Genomic DNA, 18,934 nt, shown 5'->3' on the forward strand with positions numbered 1-18,934 from the left:
GGGCCGTGCCGACGCGCTCATCATCTCGCCTGATCGCGTCCCGTCCGGGTAGCCGTGCGGGCCGTTCCGAACCGTATCAACATTCGCGCCCCCCCCCCCCAATCGGGCGTCAACTTTGTCAACATTCGCGCGGTGGCGACGGGCCGTCCACGCCATGAATCTCCCCATCCACGCCGTCCTGCCCGACCTCCTCGCCGCCTTGCGCGCAGGGTCGAACGCGGTCCTCGTCGCCCCACCCGGCGCCGGCAAGACCACCGCGGTCGCCCCCGCCTTGCTCGCCGAGCCGTGGTGCACCGGCGAGATCCTGCTGCTCTCCCCTCGCCGCCTCGCCGCCCGCGCCGCTGCCGAACGGATGGCGGCGCTCGCCGGCGACAGCGTCGGGCAAGTGTTCGGCTACGCCACCCGCATGGACAGCAAGCGATCGACGGCCACGCGCGTCACGGTCGTGACCGAGGGTATCTTCGTCAACCGCATCCAGGCCGATCCCGAACTCGCCGGCGTGTCCGCCGTGCTGTTCGACGAGGTTCACGAACGCAGCCTCGATTCCGATTTCGGCTTGGCTCTCGCGCTCGACGCGCAGGCGGCGCTGCGCCCCGACCTGCGGCTGGTGGCGATGTCGGCGACGCTCGACGGCGCGCGCTTCTCGACCCTCATGGGGGATGCACCCGTCATCGAAAGCGAAGGCCGCAGCTATCCGCTGACCCTGCGCCACATCGGCCGCGCCGCCGACGCGCGGATCGAGGACGCGGTGGCGAGCGCCGTCCGCACCGCGCTGGCGCAGGAAACCGGGGGCATCCTCGCCTTCCTGCCCGGCGTGCGAGAGATCGAGCGCGTGGCCGAACGGCTCGGCGATCCGCCCGGCGCAACGCTCCACCGCCTCCACGGCCAGATGGACCCCGCCGTGCAACGCGCCGCGATTCAGCCCGCCGACACGCGCAAGGTCGTGCTCGCCACGTCGATCGCCGAAACGTCGCTGACCCTCGACGGCATTCGCATCGTCATCGACAGCGGCCTCGCCCGCCGCCCGCGCTACGATCGCGCCGCGGGGATGACCCGCCTCGTCACCGAACGCGCCAGCCAAGCCGCGGTCGTGCAGCGCGCCGGGCGCGCCGCGCGACAGGGTCCGGGCGTCGCCTACCGCTTGTGGGAGGAAGCGGCGACCGCCGGCCTGCCGCGTTTCGACCCACCCGAAATCCTCGAGGCCGACCTGTCGGCGCTGTTCCTCGCCTGCGCGATCTGGGGCGTCGCCGACCCACGCGACCTGCGCTGGCTCGACCCACCGAGCGACGCCGCGGTGGCGGAGGCACGGCGACGCCTCGAGACACTGGAGGCGATCACCACCGATGGCCGCCCCACCCCCCACGGCCGCGCCATCGCCACCCTCCCGCTCCCCCCGAGGCTTGCGCACATGCTGGTGCGTGCCGGGGAGATGGGATTCGCGCGCGAGGCCGCGCAGGTCGCCGTCCTGCTCGGCGAACGGGGTTTGGGTGGTAACGACACCGATCTCGAGCTCCGCCTGCGGAGATGGCGAGCCGAGCGCGGCCAACGGGCGGAGGGAGGGCGGAAACTGGCCGAGCGGTGGGCGCGGCTGGTGCGGGAAAAATCACCGTTCGTTTCGAGCGAAGTCGAGAAACAAGCCCCCCGCGCAAACGCCGGTTTCTCGACTTCGCTCGAAACGAACGGCAACGCTATCGCCATCGCCCTCGCCTTCCCCGATCGCATCGCCCGCCGCCGCGACGCATCCGGCGAAACCTGGGCCTCGGTCGGCGGACGCGGGTTCCGGCTCGATCCGGCCTCCAGCCTCGCGCGCGCCGAGTGGCTCGCGGTCGCGGAAACCGCAGGCATGGCGTCGGGCGCGCGCATCCTGTCGGCGGTGGAGATCGACCGCGCGACCATCGACGCACTGTTCGGCGACCGCATCGTCACCCGGCGCTTCGTCACGTTCGATCCCGCGACCGGCGGCGTATCCGCGACGCGCGAAACGCGGCTCGGCGCGATCCGCCTCGCGACCGGCCCGGACGCCGCCGCCGATAAGGACGAAATCGCCGCCGCGTTGCTCGACGGCGTCCGCACCCACGGCATCACGCTGCTGCCGTGGTCGGCGAACGCCACCGCGCTGCGCACCCGCGCCGCCTATGCCGGCATCGACACGCTGAGCGATGCGGCGCTCGTCGCCCGGCTCGACGACTGGCTGCCCCCGCTGCTCGCGGGCAAGCGCCGGCTCGACGCGATCGAGGGGCTGACGGCGGCACTGGAGGGGCTGCTCGGCTGGGACGCGCTACAAGCGATCAACCGCCTCGCGCCCCCGCGCTTCGAATCGCCGGCCGGGTCCAGCCACGCGATCGATTATGCCGCCGACGCCGGCCCGACCGTCGAGTTGCGCCCGCAGGCGCTGTTCGGCCTCGCCGAGCATCCGTGCGTCGGCGCAGACCGCACGCCGCTCGTCCTCAGCCTCACCTCGCCCGCCGGTCGCCCGATCCAGACGACGCGCGACCTGCCCGGCTTCTGGGCGGGCAGCTGGCACGCAGTGGCAAAGGAAATGCGCGGTCGCTACCCCCGCCATCCCTGGCCCGACGACCCCGCCGCCGCATCGGCGACGCTGCGCACCAAAAATGCTGATGCGCGCGCCCGCGGATCGCGATAAGGAACCGCGCATGTCCCAGGCCCGCATCTATCAGCGCCCCAAGAACGCCATGCAGTCGGGCCGCGCCCGCACCGACCGCTGGGTGCTCGAATTCGAACCCGCCGAAGCGCAGCAGCCCGACCCGCTGACCGGCTGGGCCGGCTCCGGCGACACCCGCAACCAGCTGCGCCTCGGCTTCCCGACGCTGGAGGCCGCGCAGGCCTATGCGGCGAAGGAAGGCATCCCTCACCACGTCGTCCCCGCGCCTGCGCGCACGCTGAAGCTACAGGCCTACGCCGACAATTTCCGGTAGATTGGCGGGCGAAATCGCTGTCCTACATCGTCGCGATCTGGTTGATCGGCGCTGCTCTTTGACAGCGCCAAGCCATGACGAAGGGGCAACGCCCTCAGATCCGTTCGTGCTGAGCGAAGTCGAAGCACGTGCCACGGAAAATGCACTCTGACGCTCGGCGTCAGCCCAGCATCCCGCCGCCCAGCAGCATCAGCAGCTTGACGTCGATCCCGAACCCCTCCGCCCGCCGCGCCGCGACATAGTCGGCGACCGCGTCCAGCTTCACGCGGTGGACGGTAATTCCCTCGCCATCGACGCCGCCGCCGTCCGACACGCGCGTCAGCCCTTCGGCACGGACCAGGCTGAACGATTCGCTGACCATGCCGGGCGAGGAGTAGAAATCGCCCAGATCGACGATCCGCTCGGCGCGGTAGCCGGTTTCCTCCTCCAGCTCGCGCGCGGCCGCTACTGCCACGCCCTCGCCCGCGTCCTCGTCGCCGACCAGCCCCGCGGGCAGTTCCAGGCAGCGGCGACCCAGCGGCACGCGGTACTGGTCGACCAGCACGATGTGCCCGTCGTCGATCGCGACGATCACCGCCGCCTTCACCCCGCCGACCCGCGACACATATTCCCACCGCCCGCGCGTCTTCGCGGTCAGGAATTTGCCGGCCCACACGATCCGTTCGACCGCATCGGCGTCGGGCACGCTCACAATTCGATCAGCCGGTCGGGCAGCTCGTTGGTGTCGCCCTCACTGCGCGGGAAATGCTCGGCCAGCACCACGCCGATCTCCGCGACCGCCGCGGCCATGCCGTCGCCGGGGCGCCCGTCCTTCACCGCCGCGATCAGCGCCGCCATGGCGTGGCCCCACACGTCCTCGCTTACCCGATCGTGGATCGCGGCGTCGGCGATCAGCTCGGCACGGTGTTCGTCGAGGCTCAGGTACAGCAGAACGCCCGTCGCGGCGATCGTGCGTTTCTCGGCACCGGTGCGGAACAGCTCCAGCGCCTTCGCCCGCACCCGCCGCGTCTTGGTCGCGCCCGGCGTCAGTGCGAGGCGAAGCGGTCGCCACGCCAGCAACAGCCGCGCGACGAGGAACGTCACCGCCAGCAAGACCAGCGCGATCGTGTAGTATGCGCTACCCGGCACCCGGTCCGCCCAGCCATCGACCAGCGCCAGGTGGATATCCTCGGCCACGCCGGGGAACACCGCCAGCAGAGCCAGCACGAAGAGCATCGCCAGCACCGTCCAGTGCAGCGCGACGTCGTGGTACCGGTCGGACGATCCCGCCACGACCGTCACGATCTCACCGTCGGTATGCGCCTCCGCCGCGGTTACCGCCGCGGTGACGGTCGCGTGATCCGCCTCGCTCAGCCGCGCCATTACCAGCTCCCCGAGGCGCCACCGCCCCCGAACGATCCGCCGCCGCCGCCGGAAAAGCCGCCGCCGCCCCAGCCGCCGCCGCCACCACCGCCGCCGCCACCGGACCAGCCGCCGAAGCCGCCGCCGCCACCGCCGCGGCTCGCCTCGCGCCCGATCTCGTTGGCGATCGACCACAGGATCACCGGCAGGACGCCGCTATCGCCGTCGCCGCGATACTTGCGGCCCCGACCGCGCCGCCCGAACGACAGCAGGACAAAGAACAGGATCATCCCGAAGAAGACCAGCGACACCGGGAAGCCGCCGCCGCCACGTCGCGCCGACGTGCGGTGCGTCCGGTCGAACTGCTTAACCGCGGCATCGACCTTGGCCTGCTGCTCCTCGGGGCTGGCGCGCAGCTGGGCGATGACGGCATCGGCACCCGCCTCCATCCCCTGCGGCACCTCGCCCGCGCGCAGGCGGGGCATCATCTGCTGGTTGATGATGACGCTCGACAAGGCGTCGGTCAGGATCGGCTCCAGCCCATAGCCGACTTCCAGTCGCGGGCCCCGCTGCCCGGCGGGATTGTTCGGCGCCACGAACAGTATCGCGCCGTTGTTGGCATCCTTCAGCCCGACACCCCACGCCCGCCCGAGCTTGTAGCCGTATTCGTCGAGCGGATAGCCCTGCATGTCGCCGATCGTCGCGATGATCAGCTGGCGCTTGGTATCCTTCTGCAACGCATCGAGCTTCGCGGTCAGCGACGCCTCGACCTCGGGCGGGAGGACGTTGGCATCATCGACGACGAAACCGGTCAGCTTCGGGAACGTCTGCGCCGCCGCCGGCACTGCCGTTCCAAAGAGCAGCATCGCGAGCGACAGGGCGATGTGGCGAACGATCATGCGACCGCCTCCAAAGTGGCGGGTCAGCTCGCGTTGCCGAACGCGGCGCCGACCGACGGCGCCGTCTCTGCGCCGGGCGTCGTCGCCTGGAACGGCGTCAGCGGCTTCGCGCCGTAGAAGATCTTCGCCCCCACCGCGTCGGGGAAGGTGCGGATGCGCGTGTTATACGCCTGCACCGCGGTGTTGTAGTCGTTCCGCGCAATGGTGATGCGGTTCTCGGTCCCCTCGAGCTGGCTCATCAGGGTGGTATAATTGCCCTGGCTCTTCAGCTCGGGATACGCCTCCTGCAACCGCTGCAGCGACAGCGTGACGCCGGCCTGCGCGCGCTGGTACGCCGCCATCTTGTTGGGGTCGGTCAGGTCGTCGCCCGATACCTGCACCTGGTTGGCCGATGCGCGCGCCTGGGTCACTTCGGTCAGGATCGCCTTCTCCTGCGCGCCTGCGGCCTTCACCGTCGCGACCAGGTTGGGAATCAGGTCGGCGCGGCGCTGATACTGGTTCTGCACATCGGCCCAGCGCGCCTTGGCGTTTTCCTCGGCCGTCGGCACACTGTTCAATCCACACGCCGACAGGGTCAGGGCGGCGACACCGACGAAAGTTGCACGAAGCTTCATGTGGCTTGTCCTCCAAGGCGCGAACGCGCAACATTTAGGCGCGCCCACGATCCGCACAATGGGAAATCGGATCAGGCGAAGTGGAGGGCAGGCAATGTTCAACGAATTCAAGACGTTCATCATGCGCGGCAACGTGCTCGACCTCGCGATCGCGGTCATCATCGGGGCTGCGTTCGGCAAGATCGTGACGTCGCTGACCGAAGACATCCTCATGCCGGTGATCGGAAAGATCTTCGGCGGGCTCGATTTCTCGAGCTACTTTCTGGTACTGGGTGCCGTCCCGCCCGAGCTTACCGGATCGACCGACTATGCCGCGTTGAAGAAGGCTGGCGTGCCGTTGCTCGGCTATGGCGAGTTCGTGACGCAGGCGGTCAATTTCGTGATCGTCGCCTTCATCATCTTCCTGCTGGTGCGCGCCGTAAACCGCCTGATGCCGAAGCCGGTCGAGGCGCCTGCCGCCGAAGCCGCGGACATCGCGCTGCTGCGCGAGATCCGCGACGAACTGCGCACGCGGCGCGTCTAGGCCGCGGCCAGATCCTCGGCGGTGGCATCCGCCAGGCTGGTGCCGTCGAGGATCCGCGCGGTTTCATCGCGCACCCGCGCCATCGCGTGGCGGATTGCGCACGTCGCCTCGTCGGCGCAGTCGGCGCAGGGGCGGTAGGCGGTGCGGCTGACGCAGGGGACCAGCGCCAGCGGCCCCTCGATCACGCGGATGATCTCGCCCAGCGAAATCATGTGCGGGGGGCGCGACAGGCAATAACCGCCGGCCTTGCCGCGGTGCGAATGCAGGAAGCCCGCCTCTCGCAGGTCGGCCAGGATCAGCTCCAGGAACTTGCGCGGCACGTTCGCGACGGCGGCGATGCGGTTCATCGGCACCGGCGGGCCCCCGGCCTTCATCGTGGCCAGGTACAGCATCGCGCGAAGCGCGTAGCGGGAACGCTGCGTCAACATGATACGCTATCCCATGCGCCGATATTGTGGCCGTGTGAAGGCGTTCCCCGTCGTCCGGCGCCCCTTTTCACGAGCCGCCCGAGCGCCTATATCGGTTGTGCCGGAGGGGTTCGCCCCTTGGCTATGGCGATAAAGGATTGCGCATCATAGGCGCAGCGGACCCGGGGGCAGTACCCGGCGGCTCCACCACCACCTGCTCCCTCAAGGGCGGATGATGACGGGGCCGAACCAGGATCGACGTGTGCTGAACAACGCAGTCTTTTGCTCGGAATGGGACCACCGTGACGGCCCATACACAAGTGCCAACGATAACGAAGCACTCGCGATTGCCGCGTAACTGACGGCCTAACGGCCTGACGTTATTCGTACAAAAGCGCGGTCGGGCGCACCGGGCAACAGAAGCGATTCCGGCGGTTTGGGGAGCACCGAGCAACAGAAGCTCCCCACTTTCCTGAAGTCTAGAAAATGCGGTATGCTTCCTCCAGACAGGATCTGGAGAGAGAGCCGATGGCCACGCTTGCCGAAGACCGCCCGCAGACGATGGCCCCCGGCGAACGCGAGGCGCGGGTCGATCTTGCCGCCGCCTACCGCCTGGTCGCGCTGTATGGCTGGGACGACCTGATCTTCACCCATTTGTCCGCGCGGGTGCCGGGGCCGGAGCATCATTTCCTCATCAACCCCTACGACATGATGTTCGAGGAGATCACTGCCTCCAGCCTGGTCAAGATCGACGTCGCCGGCAATCCGGTCGGGCCGACGACCCACCCCGTCAACCCGGCGGGCTTCACCATCCATTCGGCGATCCACATGGCGCGCGAGGATGCCGCCGCGGTCATGCACCTGCACACGCCGAACGGCCAGGCGGTGTCGGCGATGGAATTCGGACTGCTGCCCCACACCCAGACGGCGATGATCGCCGGCGGCGACGTCGCCTATCACGACTATGAAGGCATCGCGACCGACCTTGAGGAGCGCGAACGCCTCGTCGCCGATATCGGCGCGAAGAACGCGATGATCCTGCGCAACCACGGCACGCTGGCCGTCGGCAACAGCGTCGCGGCGTGTTTCCTGCGCCTCTATTTCCTGGAACGCGCGTGCGAGGCGCAGGTGAAGATGCTGTCGGCAGGCCGCGAGAACCTCAACACTCCGCCGCAGGGCACGCCCGAAAAAGTCGCCGGCCAGTCCGCCCCCGCCGGCATGGGCATGCTCGCCGAGCGGCTGGCATGGCCGGCGCTGCTCAGGAAGCTCGACCGGATCGACCCGAGCTATCGCGATTGAGGGGGCGGGCCGTGCTCACCCGGTAGTGGCGGCCATGAACCTATCCCGTTCGTGTCGAGCACAATCGAGAAACCGCGCCGGGCGAGTCTGTGGCCGTTTCTCGACTGTGCTCGAAACGAACGGGCAGGGGCTGACGTGACCTCGGTCGCGCCTATGATTTCGGCCTGCCCCCCGCCACCGGACACGGAAACCGCTTCGCGACGATTCCGTAGAACGCCTGCTTCAGGCTCATGCCACGCTGTGCTGCGGGGATCGCCTCGAACGCGGCCATGAATTCGGCTTGCCGGATTTTCGCTCCCTCGGGCGCGCAGGATATGGGCTTGCCGGCCTGCGCCGATGCCTGCTTGTCGGCGGCATAGGCGCGGGTGACGGCGGCCATTTCGGCCTTCAGCGCCGTCATGTCGTCGGACAAGAGCCCCGCCGGGCCCAGCGCCTTCACTGCGGCAACGCGGTCGAGGAATTGCTGGACGGTCATCGTCTGCGCCGCGGCCGGCGTTGCGATCGTCGTCAGCGCCACGGCGCCCAAAACTGCCCACCGCGCCATCAAAAAGCCCCCCGCGCATCTCTCGACACACGGAGGGCTAATTTGACCGGCGCCGAGCGTCAACGGCGCGGAATCAGGCGCCTTGCGGTGCCGGCGATCCGAACGGTCCCTTGGGGCGCCGGGTCTTCGGGATCGACGTGCCGCTGACCGGCACCGTCGTCGCCGCGGCGCCCGGCGCGTCGCGGTCGATATCCTCGCCCGCCACCAGCCGCTTGATCTCGTCGCCGGTCAGCGTTTCGAATTCCAGCAACGCCTTGGCGACGCGGTGGAGGTGCTCGATGTTGTCCGACAGCACCTGCTTGGCCTTGTCGTACCCGCCATCGACCAGCGCGCGAATCTCGCTGTCGATCGCGAGCGCGGTTTCGTTCGAGATATTGTGCCGCTGCGTCTGCGAATAGCCCAGGAACGTCTCGCCCTGCTGCTCCTCGTACATCAGCATACCGAGCTTCTCGGACATGCCCCACTGCGTCACCATCGCGCGGGCGAGCTTCGTCGCCTGCTTGATGTCGCCGCTGGCGCCGCTCGACACCTTCTCGTGACCGAAGATCAGCTCCTCCGCCACACGCCCGCCCATGACGGTCGCGAGATCGGCGAACATCTTGTCGCGGTGGTACGAGTAGTTGTCGCGCTCGGGCATCGACACGACCATGCCGAGCGCGCCGCCACGCGGGATGATCGTCGCCTTGTGGATCGGGTCCGACGCAGGCGTGTGGACGCGCACCACGGCGTGGCCGGCCTCGTGATAGGCGGTCATCCGCTTCTCGTCGTCGGTCATCACCAGCGATTTCCACTCGGTGCCCATGATGACGCGGTCCTTGGCGAGTTCGAACTGCGCCATCGACACCAGCCGCTTGCCCAGCCGCGCCGCCATCAGCGCGGCTTCGTTGACCAGATTGGCGAGGTCCGCACCCGCCATGCCCGGCGTGCCGCGCGCAATCGTGCGGGCATCGACATCGGGCGCCACCGGCACCTTCTTCATATGGACTTCGAGGATCTTCAAACGCCCCTCGATATCAGGGAGCGGCACCGTCACGCGGCGATCAAACCGGCCCGGACGCAGCAGCGCGGGGTCGAGCACGTCGGGGCGGTTGGTCGCCGCGATGATGATGATGCCCTCGTTCGCGTCGAAGCCGTCCATCTCGACCAGCAGCTGGTTCAGCGTCTGCTCGCGCTCGTCGTTGCCGTTGCCGAGGCCCGCGCCGCGATGACGGCCGACGGCGTCGATCTCGTCGATGAAGACGATGCACGGCGCCGACTTCTTGGCCTGTTCGAACATGTCGCGCACACGTGACGCACCAACGCCGACGAACATCTCGACGAAGTCCGAGCCCGAAATGGTGAAGAACGGCACGCCCGCTTCACCCGCAATCGCGCGCGCCAGCAGCGTCTTGCCGGTGCCGGGCGACCCGACCAGCAATGCGCCCTTAGGGATCTTGCCGCCCAGCCGCGCGAATTTCGTCGGATCCTTCAGGAAGTCGACGATTTCCTCCAGCTCCTCGCGCGCCTCGTCGATGCCGGCGACGTCGGCGAAGGTCACGCGACCTTCCTTCTGCGTCAGCATCTTCGCGCGGCTCTTGCCGAAGCCCATCGCGCCCGAGCCCGAATTCTTCTGCATCTGGCGGATCACGAAGAACGCGATGCCCAGGAACAGCAACAGCGGCAGCGACTGGTACAGCAGCGCGACCCAGATCGACCCGCCCTCCGCCGGCTGCGCGGCGATGGTCACGCCCTTCTCACGCAGCGTCGGCACCAGCGTCGGGTCGGCGATCGGCACGGTGCGGAACTTCTCGCCCGACGAAAGCGTGCCGGCGATCTGCTCGCGGCTGATCGTCACGTCCTTGACGGTGCCCTCGTTCACCTTGTCGAGGAAGGTCGAATAGGGAACCGTATTGCCGGTAGCGGTCGCCGAAGGCCCGCCGAGCACGGTCACGAACAGCGCCAGTCCCAGCAGGATGCAGACCCACACCAGCAGGCTTTTCATCCACGGATTGCCGCCGGGGCCACCGGAGCCGTCGGGTTGCTTGTCGTTCTCGTTCATTCGGGCACCTTTCGCGTGCGCCCAATGTAGGCAAGCGCACCTTAATGACAATGGAAGGGCGCACCGTCGGGCGACGATCAGGTCGCGCGGCGCGGCGGGGCCTTTCGGAAGTGCCATAGCGCACCCTTCGCCGACGCCAGCACCCCGGCCAGCGTCGCCTGCCCGCCCGCCTCCAGCGCGTCGAGCAGCGGTTCGACATTGTTGGCGTCGGACCAGCGCCCCTCGGTGATGCCCTGGACATCGCGGACGTAGCCGATCGCGTCGCGCGCCAGCCGCCGGCACAGCTCGCGCGGCAGGCCGGCGATATCGTAGGTGCATTCGTACACATCCGAGTCGCGCGCCCGCTCGCCTCGCAGCACGTCCATCATTGCCGAGATCGCGGCGTCCGCCTCGGCACAGGCGGCGGCGGAGCGGGCGAGCGCGCGCGCGTCGAGATCGGGCTGCGTCGCCAGCCAGCGCCGTGCGCGCACGCGGTCGAACCGGTCGTCGGCGTTGCTCGGATCCCGAACGCTCGGCATGCCCGCCGCCGCACACACCACCGCCAGCTCCTCCCGTCGCCAATCGAGCAGAGGGCGCACGACCGGCAGCGCGTCCACATCCGCCACCGCGACCACGCCACCCTCCGGATAGCCGCGATGCCAGCGGTGCCGTTCCCACAACCAGCGGGGACGGATACCGGCGAGACCCGCGACCCCCGATCCGCGCGCGGCGCGCATCAGGAACGTCTCGGCCTGATCGTCGGCGTGATGCGCCGTCGCGAGCGCCAGCGCGCCGGCGGCAAGCGCCCAGTCGGCCAGCAGGGCGTATCGGACGTGCCGGGCGTCGGCCTGCACGGTGCGCGGCGACCATTCCGCGGCGGGACGCAGGACGGCGTGGGGAACGTCGGCACCCGCGCACCAGCCTGCGACCATCGCCGCCTCGTCCGCCGACCCTGCCCGCAGGCCGTGGTCGATCGTCGCGGCGACGACGCAGCCGGGGAATGCGGCCACCGCCAGCGCGAGCATCGCCATGCTGTCGGGTCCGCCCGACACCGCGAGCGCCAGCGGACGGTCGATGGCGGGCGTCGCGCCGGCCACCCACGCCACGTCCTCGCGAAAGCGATCGGTCGCGGCGGGATCGATCCCCATGCCTAACCCGGACGCGCCGTCACTTGCACTTCTGCGCGGCGCGGCCCTTCTCGACATCGGCCTTCATGCTCGCGCCGATCTTGTCGCCATAGACTTCGGTCAGCTCGGAATAGACCTTGCAGACGTCGGTCGCCGGCTTCTTCAGCTTCACCAGCGCCTGGGCGAGGTAGAATAGGCTGTCGGGCGCACGCTCGCCCTCGGGCCATTTCTTGTAGCTGTCGTAGAAGGCCAGGCTGGCGAGGCTCGGCTTGCCTTCGTCCAGATACGCGCGGCCCAGCAGGTTCTGCGCGAAGCTGGCGCGGCGGTGGCGCGGATATTTGTCGGCGACGGTCTTCAGCGCGGCCTCGGCCTCCGGATACAGCTTCGCGCTCCACAGGCGGAAGCCATAGGTATAGCCGTCCTCTGCCGGGTCGCTGGTCGATGGCTTCTCGATCGCGGCGACGGCATCGACGCGTTCGGGATCGGCGGCAGCCGCAGGCGCGGGGCGGGTCGCGACAGGCGTGGTCGCGGGCCGGGTCTGGCGCGCGGGTGCCGGTGCGGTGTTGCCGCTGGCCGCGACCGCCGCGGGCGATACTGCGCCCGCCACCGGCGCGGTGGCCGCGCTCGCCGCGCCATCCTCGATCGCCTTGAACCGGGCATCGGTCGCGCGCTTGTAGGCGGCGAAGGATTCCTCGAGCTGGCGGACGCGGAAATTGGCCTGTTCGACTTCGCCGGTCACGCTGCGGACACTCGATTCCAGCGCGCTGACGCGGGCGGTCAGATCGGCGACGGCGCTGCCCGCGGGCGTGCCGGGCGAGTCGATCGGGGTGCGCGCGGCGGTGATCTCGGGCTCGACGATGCCACCGGCGCCGCCGGGAAACACCTTGCGCTGTACCGCGCGCATCTCGCGCTCCAGTCGGTCGACGCGGCCCTCGACCGCGATCTGCGCCGTCGCGGGCGCCGCCGAAACCATCGTCAGGGCAGTCAGAGCCGCCAGCATCATCGTACGCATGTCACACCCCCCGGTGTCTAACCGGTTTACCATATCGCAGTTTCAGGACCGCTCCGCCAGCCGTCACGGTTCGTAGATGCCGTTGCCAATTACCGGCGGCGGCACGGCGACCTCGGTCGCGCGTGCGGTGGGACGCGGCGTCGGGCGCGCGCGCGGCGTGGCGCGCGCCGTCGGGCTGGCGCGCGGCGTCGGCGTCGCAGCCGGAGTCGGGGCCGATGCCACCGTCGGCGCGGCTGTCGGCGCGGCGGCGGGCGCAGGCGTCGCCGGCGCAGGCGTCGCGGGCGCTGTCGTCCCCGCCCCAGCCGGCGCGCCGCGCGCCAGCAGCGCCTGTGCATCGACCGGTACGTCCTTGATCGCACGCTTGCCGTCGCCCAGCGGCGCGACCGCGGCGCCGTTCACCATGATCGACAGCTTGTCGGGGCGCCCGACGTTGATCATCGGCCGGTTGGCATCGGACGGCACGTCATAGCGTTCGCCCGGCGCCATCGTCTTCATCAAGAGCGTGGTGTCGGCGGCGTCGTAGATGCGCACCCACACCTCGTCGTTGGCGGTGATCGTCACCTGCGGCGGCGCGGCGGGTGAGGTGGTGCCGGGCGCCGGCACCGGCATCGCGACCTCGGCGACCGGCGCGGACGCCGTGCCGGATGGGGTGCCGCCGCGGAACAGGTTGGTGCCGTACCACAGGAAGACGCCCGCCAGCACCAGCAGCGCGACGACGATGCCGCCGACGACGAGGCCGCGCGACGGCACGCGGCTGTTGTCCTCGACCTCGTACACCGGCGCCGCCGTCGCCGGGCGATCCCAGTCGCTCGCGATCTCGCCGCGGATTTCGTTGGCGATGGCGACCTCGTCCAGCCCGACCGCGCGGGCATAGGCCTTGCCGAATCCGACCGCATAGGTGGTCGAGGGCAGGCTGGCGTAATTGCCCGCCTCGATCGCCTCCAGGTGGCGCTGCGGGATGCGGGTGCGCTGCGCGATATCGGAGATTTCCAGCCGCTGCGCAGAGCGTGCGTCGCGCAGGCGCTCGCCCGGGCGCATCGGCACGCGGCTCGCGGTGTCGATCGTCTCGCTCTCGCTCATCACCAGCTCCAGGGCGACCGGGAAAAGCCGCCGTTTCGCTCGTGTTCCATCCTCGACGCGCTACTGTCAACGACTTGCGCGGACCCGTGCATCATCCGATCGCGCGATCAGTCCAGTTCGACCCCGTGATCGCCCGCCCAGCCGCCCAGCGCCGCGCGCATGTCGGCGGGCGGCGCGGCCAGCAATTCCGCCATCGTCGCGGTGATCGCCCCGCGGTCGAGGCTGCGCACCATCGCCTTGATCGGGCCGACAGCGGCGGGGGTGATCGACAGGCGGTCGATGCCGATGCCGATCAGCGCCATCGCTTCCAATGGCCGCCCGCCCATCTCACCGCACACCGCGACCGGCACCCCCGCCGCGCTGCACGCCTTCGCCACCCGCGCGACGAAGCGCAGGATCGCCGGGCTGAGCCAGTCGTAGCGTACCGCGAGCTTCGGGTGCGCGCGGTCGGCGGCGAACAGGAACTGGGTCAGATCGTTGGTGCCGATCGACAGGAAATCGAGCTTCGGCAGCAGGATGTCGAGCACCTCGGCCAGCGCCGGCACCTCCAGCATAGCGCCGTAGCGAACGTCGATCGGCAGCTTCTTGCCACGCGCGGCCAGCCAGGCACGCTGCGCCTCGAAGATCGCCTTCGCTTCGTCGAACTCCCACGGCTCGCTCACCATCGGGAACATGACGTTCAGCGTGCGCCCCGCCGCCGCCTCGATCAGCGCGCGCGCCTGAGCCTTCATCAACCCGCCGCGGTCGAGCGCCAGGCGCAGCGCGCGCCAGCCCATCGCCGGGTTCTCCTCCTGCTCGTCCTCGTCATGGTCGAGGTAGGGGAGCGCCTTGTCCCCGCCGATATCGACCGTGCGGAACACGACCGGGCGGTCGCCCGCCGAATCGAGCACGTCGCGGTACAATCGCTGCTGACGCTCGCGCGCGGGCATGGTGGCGGACACCAGGAACTGGAATTCGGTCCGGAACAGGCCGATGCCGTCGGCCCCGGTCAGCTCCAGCGCGGCGACGTCGTCGCGCAGCCCGGCGTTGACCATCACGGTCACGCGGTGATCGTCCTTCGTGACCGGCGGCAGCGGCTTCATCGCGGCGAAGGCGGCGCGGCGCTTCTGGCTCAGCACCAGCTTCGCCTCGAACGCTTCCTCCATCGCCTGGGTCGGGCGGACGAACACCTGCTCCGACGTGACGTCGAGCAGCAGCATGTCGCCTTCCGCCACCTCGCGCTTGATGCCCTTGGCACGGCCCAGCACCGGTACGCCCATCGCCCGCGCGACGATGATGACGTGCGCGGTCAGCGACCCTTCCTCCAGCACGACGCCCTTCAGCCGGCGGCGGTCGTACTCCAGCAGTTCGGCGGGCCCCAGGTTCTTGGCGATCAGGATCGAATCCTCGCGCAGGCCCATCTGCGCCGCGGTGCCCAGACGCCCCGAAACCGTGCGGATCAGCCGGTTCGACAGATCCTCCAGGTCGTGCATGCGTTCGCGCAGCAAGGGATCGTCGATCTCGCGCATTCTCATGCGGGTTCGCTGCTGCACGCGCTCGATCGCGGCCTCAGCGGTCAGGCCGCTGTCGATCGCCTCATTGATGCGCCGCGACCAGCCCTCGTCGTAGGCGAACATCTTGTACATCGCGAGCACCTCTTCGTGCTCGCCGCCGCCACCGAACTCGGCCTGCGCCTGCATCCGCTCGATCTGGTCCCGCATCTTGTCGAACGCGGTGTACACCCGCCGCCGCTCCGCCTCGGTGTCCTCGGCGACGGTGTGTTCGATGTGGATGCGGGGTTGGTGATACACGGCGACGCCCGCGCCCATGCCGTCGACCAGCTTGAACCCCTGGATCCGCGCGGTCGCGGTCGACTGGACGCGGATCGTGCCGCTTGCCGCACTGTCGATCAGGCCGGCGTTGGCGATCAGCTCGCTGAGCACCATCGCCACCGTCTGCAGCGCCTCGATCTCGACTTCGTCGTAGCGGCGCGGCTCGACATGCTGCACGGCGAGCACGCCGACCGCGCGTTCGCGGCGAATGATCGGCACGCCTGCAAAGCTGTGGAACCGGTCCTCGCCGGTTTCCGGACGGTACGCGAAGTCGGGATGCGACGCCGCTTCGTCGAGGTTCAGCGTCTCGACGTTCTGCGCGATCGTCCCGACCAGCCCCTCGCCCAGCGCCAGCGTGGTGACGTGCACCGCCGCCTGGTCGAGGCCGTGGGTCGCGTAGAGCTCCAGCACGCCCTCGCGCAGCAGGTAGATCGACGCGACTTCGCTCGTCAGGCCGTCGGCGACGATCTCGGTCACCGCGTTCAGTTTCGCCTGCGCGTTGGTCCGCGACGCCATCACGTCGTGGAGGCGGACGAGGATCTCGCGGGCGGAGGCGGCGGCGGTCAGCGGCATGCATGCCGGGCTATCAGATCGCGCGCCGCCTTGCGAGCGGTTCGGACGACGCGGTTCAGCGTTGCATCGCGACCGTCATCGCCGTCGCCACCGGGCCGACCGGCACCACGCTCGCCACCGCGACCTGCGGCTGCCCGCGCGTGCGCCACTGCGCCGCCGCGACCTGATAGCGGGCATAGCTGTCGTAGAAGGCGGTAAACGGCGCTTGGAGCCGCGCTAGCGCTGCCGCGGCCATCGCCTGATACGCCTCGGGCGTTGCCGCCACCGCTTCGGCCAGCACCACGTCCGCCTCGGCGCAGAATGCCGCCTGCGACGTCGGCTGCGCAAAGAAATTGTAGAGCCGCGTCATCGCACCGTCGTGCTGCGGCTGCCATGCGTCGGCGTAGCGGGCGCGATATTCGGCGCGCAGCGTAACCTCGGCGGTGGTCAGCAACTCGCGCTTGCCCGCCAGCAGCGCGTTATAGGCCGCGATCCGCTGTGCATCCTGTGCGCCCCGGCAGCCGAGCGCTGCGACGTTCAGCGCCGCTCGCAGATGCCAAGCCGCTGCCGCCGGCGTTAGGTCGCGGTTGGGCGTCGCCCAGTGCCCGGTGGCATCGCGCTCGGGCAGGCGCAGCGTCGCCGCGGCCCCGGCGGGCGGGGTCGGCGCCACCAGCGGCGCCTCCAGCCCTTCCTCGGTCGGATAATAGTCGCCGGTCGCCTGCGCCGACGCGCCGTGCGCAAGCAGACCCATGGCCGCAGCCGCGGCGTACCCAAGAACCCTTTTCATGTTGAACCCCCGTTCGTTCCCCGGAGGCAGGGTCTCAATCGCCGCTTGCCAAGAGCTGAATCGTTGCGGTGAAGATTCTGGTCACCGCGAATTTTTGCGCGCTTATTCGGTCAGTCGCGCGTGCGCCGCCTTCAGGTCATCGACGAAGCGGGCATATTCCTCCTCGGCCTGCGCCTTGTCGGGCAAGCGCAGCAAATAGCTGGGGTGCACCGTAATCCACGCAGCCCCGCCATCAGGCAGCGCGATGGCGCGCCCACGCTCGCGCCCGATGGTGACGACCCGCCCCAGCAGCGATCGCGCCGCAGTCGCGCCCAGCGCCACCGTCATTTCGGGTCGGACGATCGCGCGCTCCTGATCGATCCACCAGCGGCACGCCTCGATCTCCCCCGCATCGGGCTTCGAATGGATGCGGCGTTTGCCGCGCGGCTCGAACTTGAAGTGCTTGACCGCGTTGGTGACGTACACGCCCGCACGGTCGATCCCGGCCTCGCCCATCGCCCGGTCGAACACCTGCCCCGCCGGCCCGACGAAGGGGTGCCCCGCCAGATCCTCCTGGTCGCCGGGCTGCTCGCCGACGAACATCATCCGCGCATCGACCGGGCCTTCGCCGAACACCGTCTGCGTCGCGGGGCGATACAGGTCGCAGCGCGTGCAGCCCTTGGCCTCCTCGGCCAGCGCCGCCCAGGCCGCCGCAATATTGCCGCCCACGGCGGTTCGAGCCTTGTCGATCATCGCCACCTCCCGCGCCTGCGCGCCCGCCACCAGCGCCGGGACGAGCGCGGTTTCGGGCATGTTCTTCCAGTATTTCCTGGGCATCTCCTTCAACATCGCGCCGACCTTCAGCCGGGCAGGGTTGAAGATCGACGCGTAATAGGTTTTCCACACGTCCTCGATTGGATCGCCCTCGGGAGCATCGGTCCGCGCGGCGCCCGGCCCCTGCGCCAGCGCCTCGCCATCCCAGTGGATCGAAACTTCGGGCGTCAGGATCGACCAGCGCATCGTCGTGAAGCGGTTGACGAAGAACCGCGCATTCTCGCGAACGATATGATGCTCGGGCTCGAACCAGGCGACGAAGCGGGTTTCCCCGTCCTGCTCGACCTCGCGAAACCGCACGAACGCACGCATCTTGTGGATGTCGCGCCGCACCGCTTTTGCCATCTCGTCCAGCTTGCGGACCAGCGGATCGGCGCGGTCGTCGACCAGCTTCGGCTGCGCCAGCACCCGCGTCAGCAGCGTGTAGAGCAGGGCGAAGCGTTGCGGATCAGCGTGGAGTACGACCGTCCGGGCCAGATCGACGAAGGCGCGGGGCACGCGGAACGCCGGCGCATGGCTTTCGACGACGCCCTCGTCCCCGAACAGATCGGCTGGGGTTTCGCCGACCTGCCACACCACGTCCGACGGCGGTACCGACGCCGCCACCAGATTGCGCGCGGCGTCCCGCCATCCGTCGAAATCATCCTCGGCAGCGAGCGTGGCGACCCTCACTCGCGCTCGTCGCTCCCCGGCGGATTGGCTTCGGCGCGTTCCAGTTCCTTGGGCTTGCGATCCTCGAAGATCTTGGCGAGTTTCGCTTCCTCGGCGTTGCTCAGGCCGTCCGACGCGGCGGGGAACATCTCTTCCTCCTCCTCGTCGATATGGTGCTCGTACTCGTGGCGCAGCTCCTTGAACTTCGCCATCCACGCACTCGACGACATGTCGATGTCGGCGAGCTCGCCCAGCATGTCGCTGATCTCCTTGTGCTCGCTGACCGAATGCACCGCATCTTCGCGCAGATCGGGCTTGCCGAGCATGGTCGCGTAGAGCGATTCCTCTTCCGCAGCGGCGTGCGCGCCGACTTCGGTGCGGAATTCGTCGAACAGCGCCTTGCGCTCGTCGCTCGCGCCGCTGGTCTCGGCCAGCTTCGCGAGCAGGGCGCGGTGGCGGTCGTGGTCCGCCTTCAGGTCGGCAAAGATGCGGGCGTCGGCCAAGTGGTGTCTCCTTCGCCA

The 18,934-nt window shown here is 69.3% G+C and carries 18 protein-coding genes and 1 other RNA gene; 5 read left to right on the plus strand and 14 right to left on the minus strand.

Annotated elements, in window-relative coordinates:
* The first annotated feature begins 154 nt into the window (after positions 1-154).
* Both hrpB and M9980_RS10620 read left to right on the plus strand, forming a co-directional pair.
* On the plus strand, positions 155-2,644 hold the full coding sequence (hrpB, locus tag M9980_RS10615; protein WP_250750450.1) for an ATP-dependent helicase HrpB: 2,490 nt from the start codon (positions 155-157) through the stop codon (positions 2,642-2,644).
* Between the two features lie 10 nt (positions 2,645-2,654).
* A complete protein-coding gene (locus tag M9980_RS10620) occupies positions 2,655-2,936 on the plus strand; it encodes an ETC complex I subunit (RefSeq protein WP_250750452.1) in 282 nt (93 codons plus the stop codon).
* Positions 2,937-3,096: 160 nt separating this feature from the next.
* On the opposite strand, the gene M9980_RS10625 is transcribed toward M9980_RS10620, so the two are convergent.
* The 4 genes from M9980_RS10625 to M9980_RS10640 are packed head-to-tail and all read right to left on the minus strand — an operon-like array spanning position 3,097 to position 5,790.
* Positions 3,097-3,627 carry an NUDIX hydrolase gene (locus tag M9980_RS10625; protein WP_250750453.1) on the minus strand — a complete coding sequence of 177 codons (531 nt, stop codon included), beginning with the start codon at positions 3,625-3,627 and terminating at the stop codon, positions 3,097-3,099.
* On the minus strand, positions 3,624-4,298 hold the full coding sequence (locus tag M9980_RS10630; RefSeq protein WP_250750455.1) for a TPM domain-containing protein: 675 nt from the start codon (positions 4,296-4,298) through the stop codon (positions 3,624-3,626). The genes M9980_RS10625 and M9980_RS10630 overlap by 4 nt, the downstream gene beginning before the upstream one ends.
* On the minus strand, positions 4,298-5,176 hold the full coding sequence (locus M9980_RS10635) for a TPM domain-containing protein (RefSeq protein ID WP_250750468.1): 879 nt from the start codon (positions 5,174-5,176) through the stop codon (positions 4,298-4,300). The genes M9980_RS10630 and M9980_RS10635 overlap by 1 nt, the downstream gene beginning before the upstream one ends.
* Positions 5,177-5,199: 23 nt before the next feature.
* The gene (locus M9980_RS10640) at positions 5,200-5,790 is read right to left on the minus strand and encodes a LemA family protein (RefSeq protein ID WP_250750471.1); all 591 of its coding nucleotides are present in this window, start codon (positions 5,788-5,790) and stop codon (positions 5,200-5,202) included.
* A gap of 94 nt (positions 5,791-5,884) precedes the next feature.
* Here M9980_RS10640 and mscL point away from each other — a divergent pair, with 94 nt between their 5' ends.
* Positions 5,885-6,313 carry a large conductance mechanosensitive channel protein MscL gene (gene mscL / locus M9980_RS10645; RefSeq protein WP_250750474.1) on the plus strand — a complete coding sequence of 143 codons (429 nt, stop codon included), beginning with the start codon at positions 5,885-5,887 and terminating at the stop codon, positions 6,311-6,313.
* Here mscL and M9980_RS10650 read toward each other — a convergent pair.
* The gene (locus M9980_RS10650; RefSeq protein ID WP_250750477.1) at positions 6,310-6,741 is read right to left on the minus strand and encodes an RrF2 family transcriptional regulator; all 432 of its coding nucleotides are present in this window, start codon (positions 6,739-6,741) and stop codon (positions 6,310-6,312) included. The two genes, mscL and M9980_RS10650, sit on opposite strands and share 4 nt — an antisense overlap.
* 60 nt (positions 6,742-6,801) lie before the next feature.
* Between M9980_RS10650 and ssrA the strand changes: the two genes are divergently transcribed.
* Together ssrA and M9980_RS10660 are read left to right on the plus strand one after the other, a co-directional pair.
* Positions 6,802-7,151, plus strand: a transfer-messenger RNA (tmRNA) gene (gene ssrA, locus M9980_RS10655).
* Between the two features lie 97 nt (positions 7,152-7,248).
* Entirely contained in the window at positions 7,249-8,019 is a 771-nt protein-coding gene (locus M9980_RS10660) for a class II aldolase/adducin family protein (protein ID WP_250750479.1), read from the plus strand.
* A 151-nt stretch (positions 8,020-8,170) separates the two neighbouring features.
* On the opposite strand, the gene M9980_RS10665 is transcribed toward M9980_RS10660, so the two are convergent.
* From M9980_RS10665 to M9980_RS10705, 9 genes are all read right to left on the minus strand, one after another.
* Complete coding sequence (locus tag M9980_RS10665; RefSeq protein WP_250750481.1) at positions 8,171-8,563, minus strand: hypothetical protein; 393 nt, start codon at positions 8,561-8,563, stop codon at positions 8,171-8,173.
* Positions 8,564-8,636: 73 nt separating this feature from the next.
* Complete coding sequence (gene ftsH / locus M9980_RS10670; protein WP_250750490.1) at positions 8,637-10,601, minus strand: ATP-dependent zinc metalloprotease FtsH; 1,965 nt, start codon at positions 10,599-10,601, stop codon at positions 8,637-8,639.
* 77 nt (positions 10,602-10,678) lie between these two features.
* Positions 10,679-11,728 (minus strand): tRNA lysidine(34) synthetase TilS, encoded by a 1,050-nt coding sequence (gene tilS / locus M9980_RS10675; protein WP_250750501.1) that lies wholly within the window; start codon positions 11,726-11,728, stop codon positions 10,679-10,681.
* Positions 11,729-11,747: 19 nt separating this feature from the next.
* Positions 11,748-12,719: a tol-pal system YbgF family protein gene (locus tag M9980_RS10680; protein WP_250750504.1), complete on the minus strand. Its 972-nt coding sequence runs from the start codon at positions 12,717-12,719 to the stop codon at positions 11,748-11,750.
* A gap of 63 nt (positions 12,720-12,782) precedes the next feature.
* Positions 12,783-13,799, minus strand: a complete 1,017-nt coding sequence (locus tag M9980_RS10685) for a helix-turn-helix domain-containing protein (protein WP_250750507.1) — start codon at positions 13,797-13,799, stop codon at positions 12,783-12,785.
* A gap of 107 nt (positions 13,800-13,906) precedes the next feature.
* Entirely contained in the window at positions 13,907-16,183 is a 2,277-nt protein-coding gene (ptsP, locus tag M9980_RS10690) for a phosphoenolpyruvate--protein phosphotransferase (RefSeq protein ID WP_250750510.1), read from the minus strand.
* 55 nt (positions 16,184-16,238) lie between these two features.
* Positions 16,239-16,913, minus strand: coding sequence for a hypothetical protein (locus M9980_RS10695; RefSeq protein WP_250750512.1), 675 nt, complete (start codon positions 16,911-16,913; stop codon positions 16,239-16,241).
* Positions 16,914-17,051: 138 nt separating this feature from the next.
* Positions 17,052-18,434, minus strand: coding sequence for a UdgX family uracil-DNA binding protein (locus M9980_RS10700; RefSeq protein ID WP_250750513.1), 1,383 nt, complete (start codon positions 18,432-18,434; stop codon positions 17,052-17,054).
* On the minus strand, positions 18,431-18,916 hold the full coding sequence (locus M9980_RS10705) for a hemerythrin domain-containing protein (protein WP_250750518.1): 486 nt from the start codon (positions 18,914-18,916) through the stop codon (positions 18,431-18,433). Before M9980_RS10705 ends, M9980_RS10700 begins: the two co-directional genes overlap by 4 nt.
* Positions 18,917-18,934: the final 18 nt, after the last annotated feature.

Origin of the sequence: Sphingomonas donggukensis (genome assembly GCF_023674425.1) — a bacterium.
In the GTDB taxonomy this organism is placed as follows: Bacteria; Pseudomonadota; Alphaproteobacteria; order Sphingomonadales; family Sphingomonadaceae; genus Sphingomonas; species Sphingomonas donggukensis.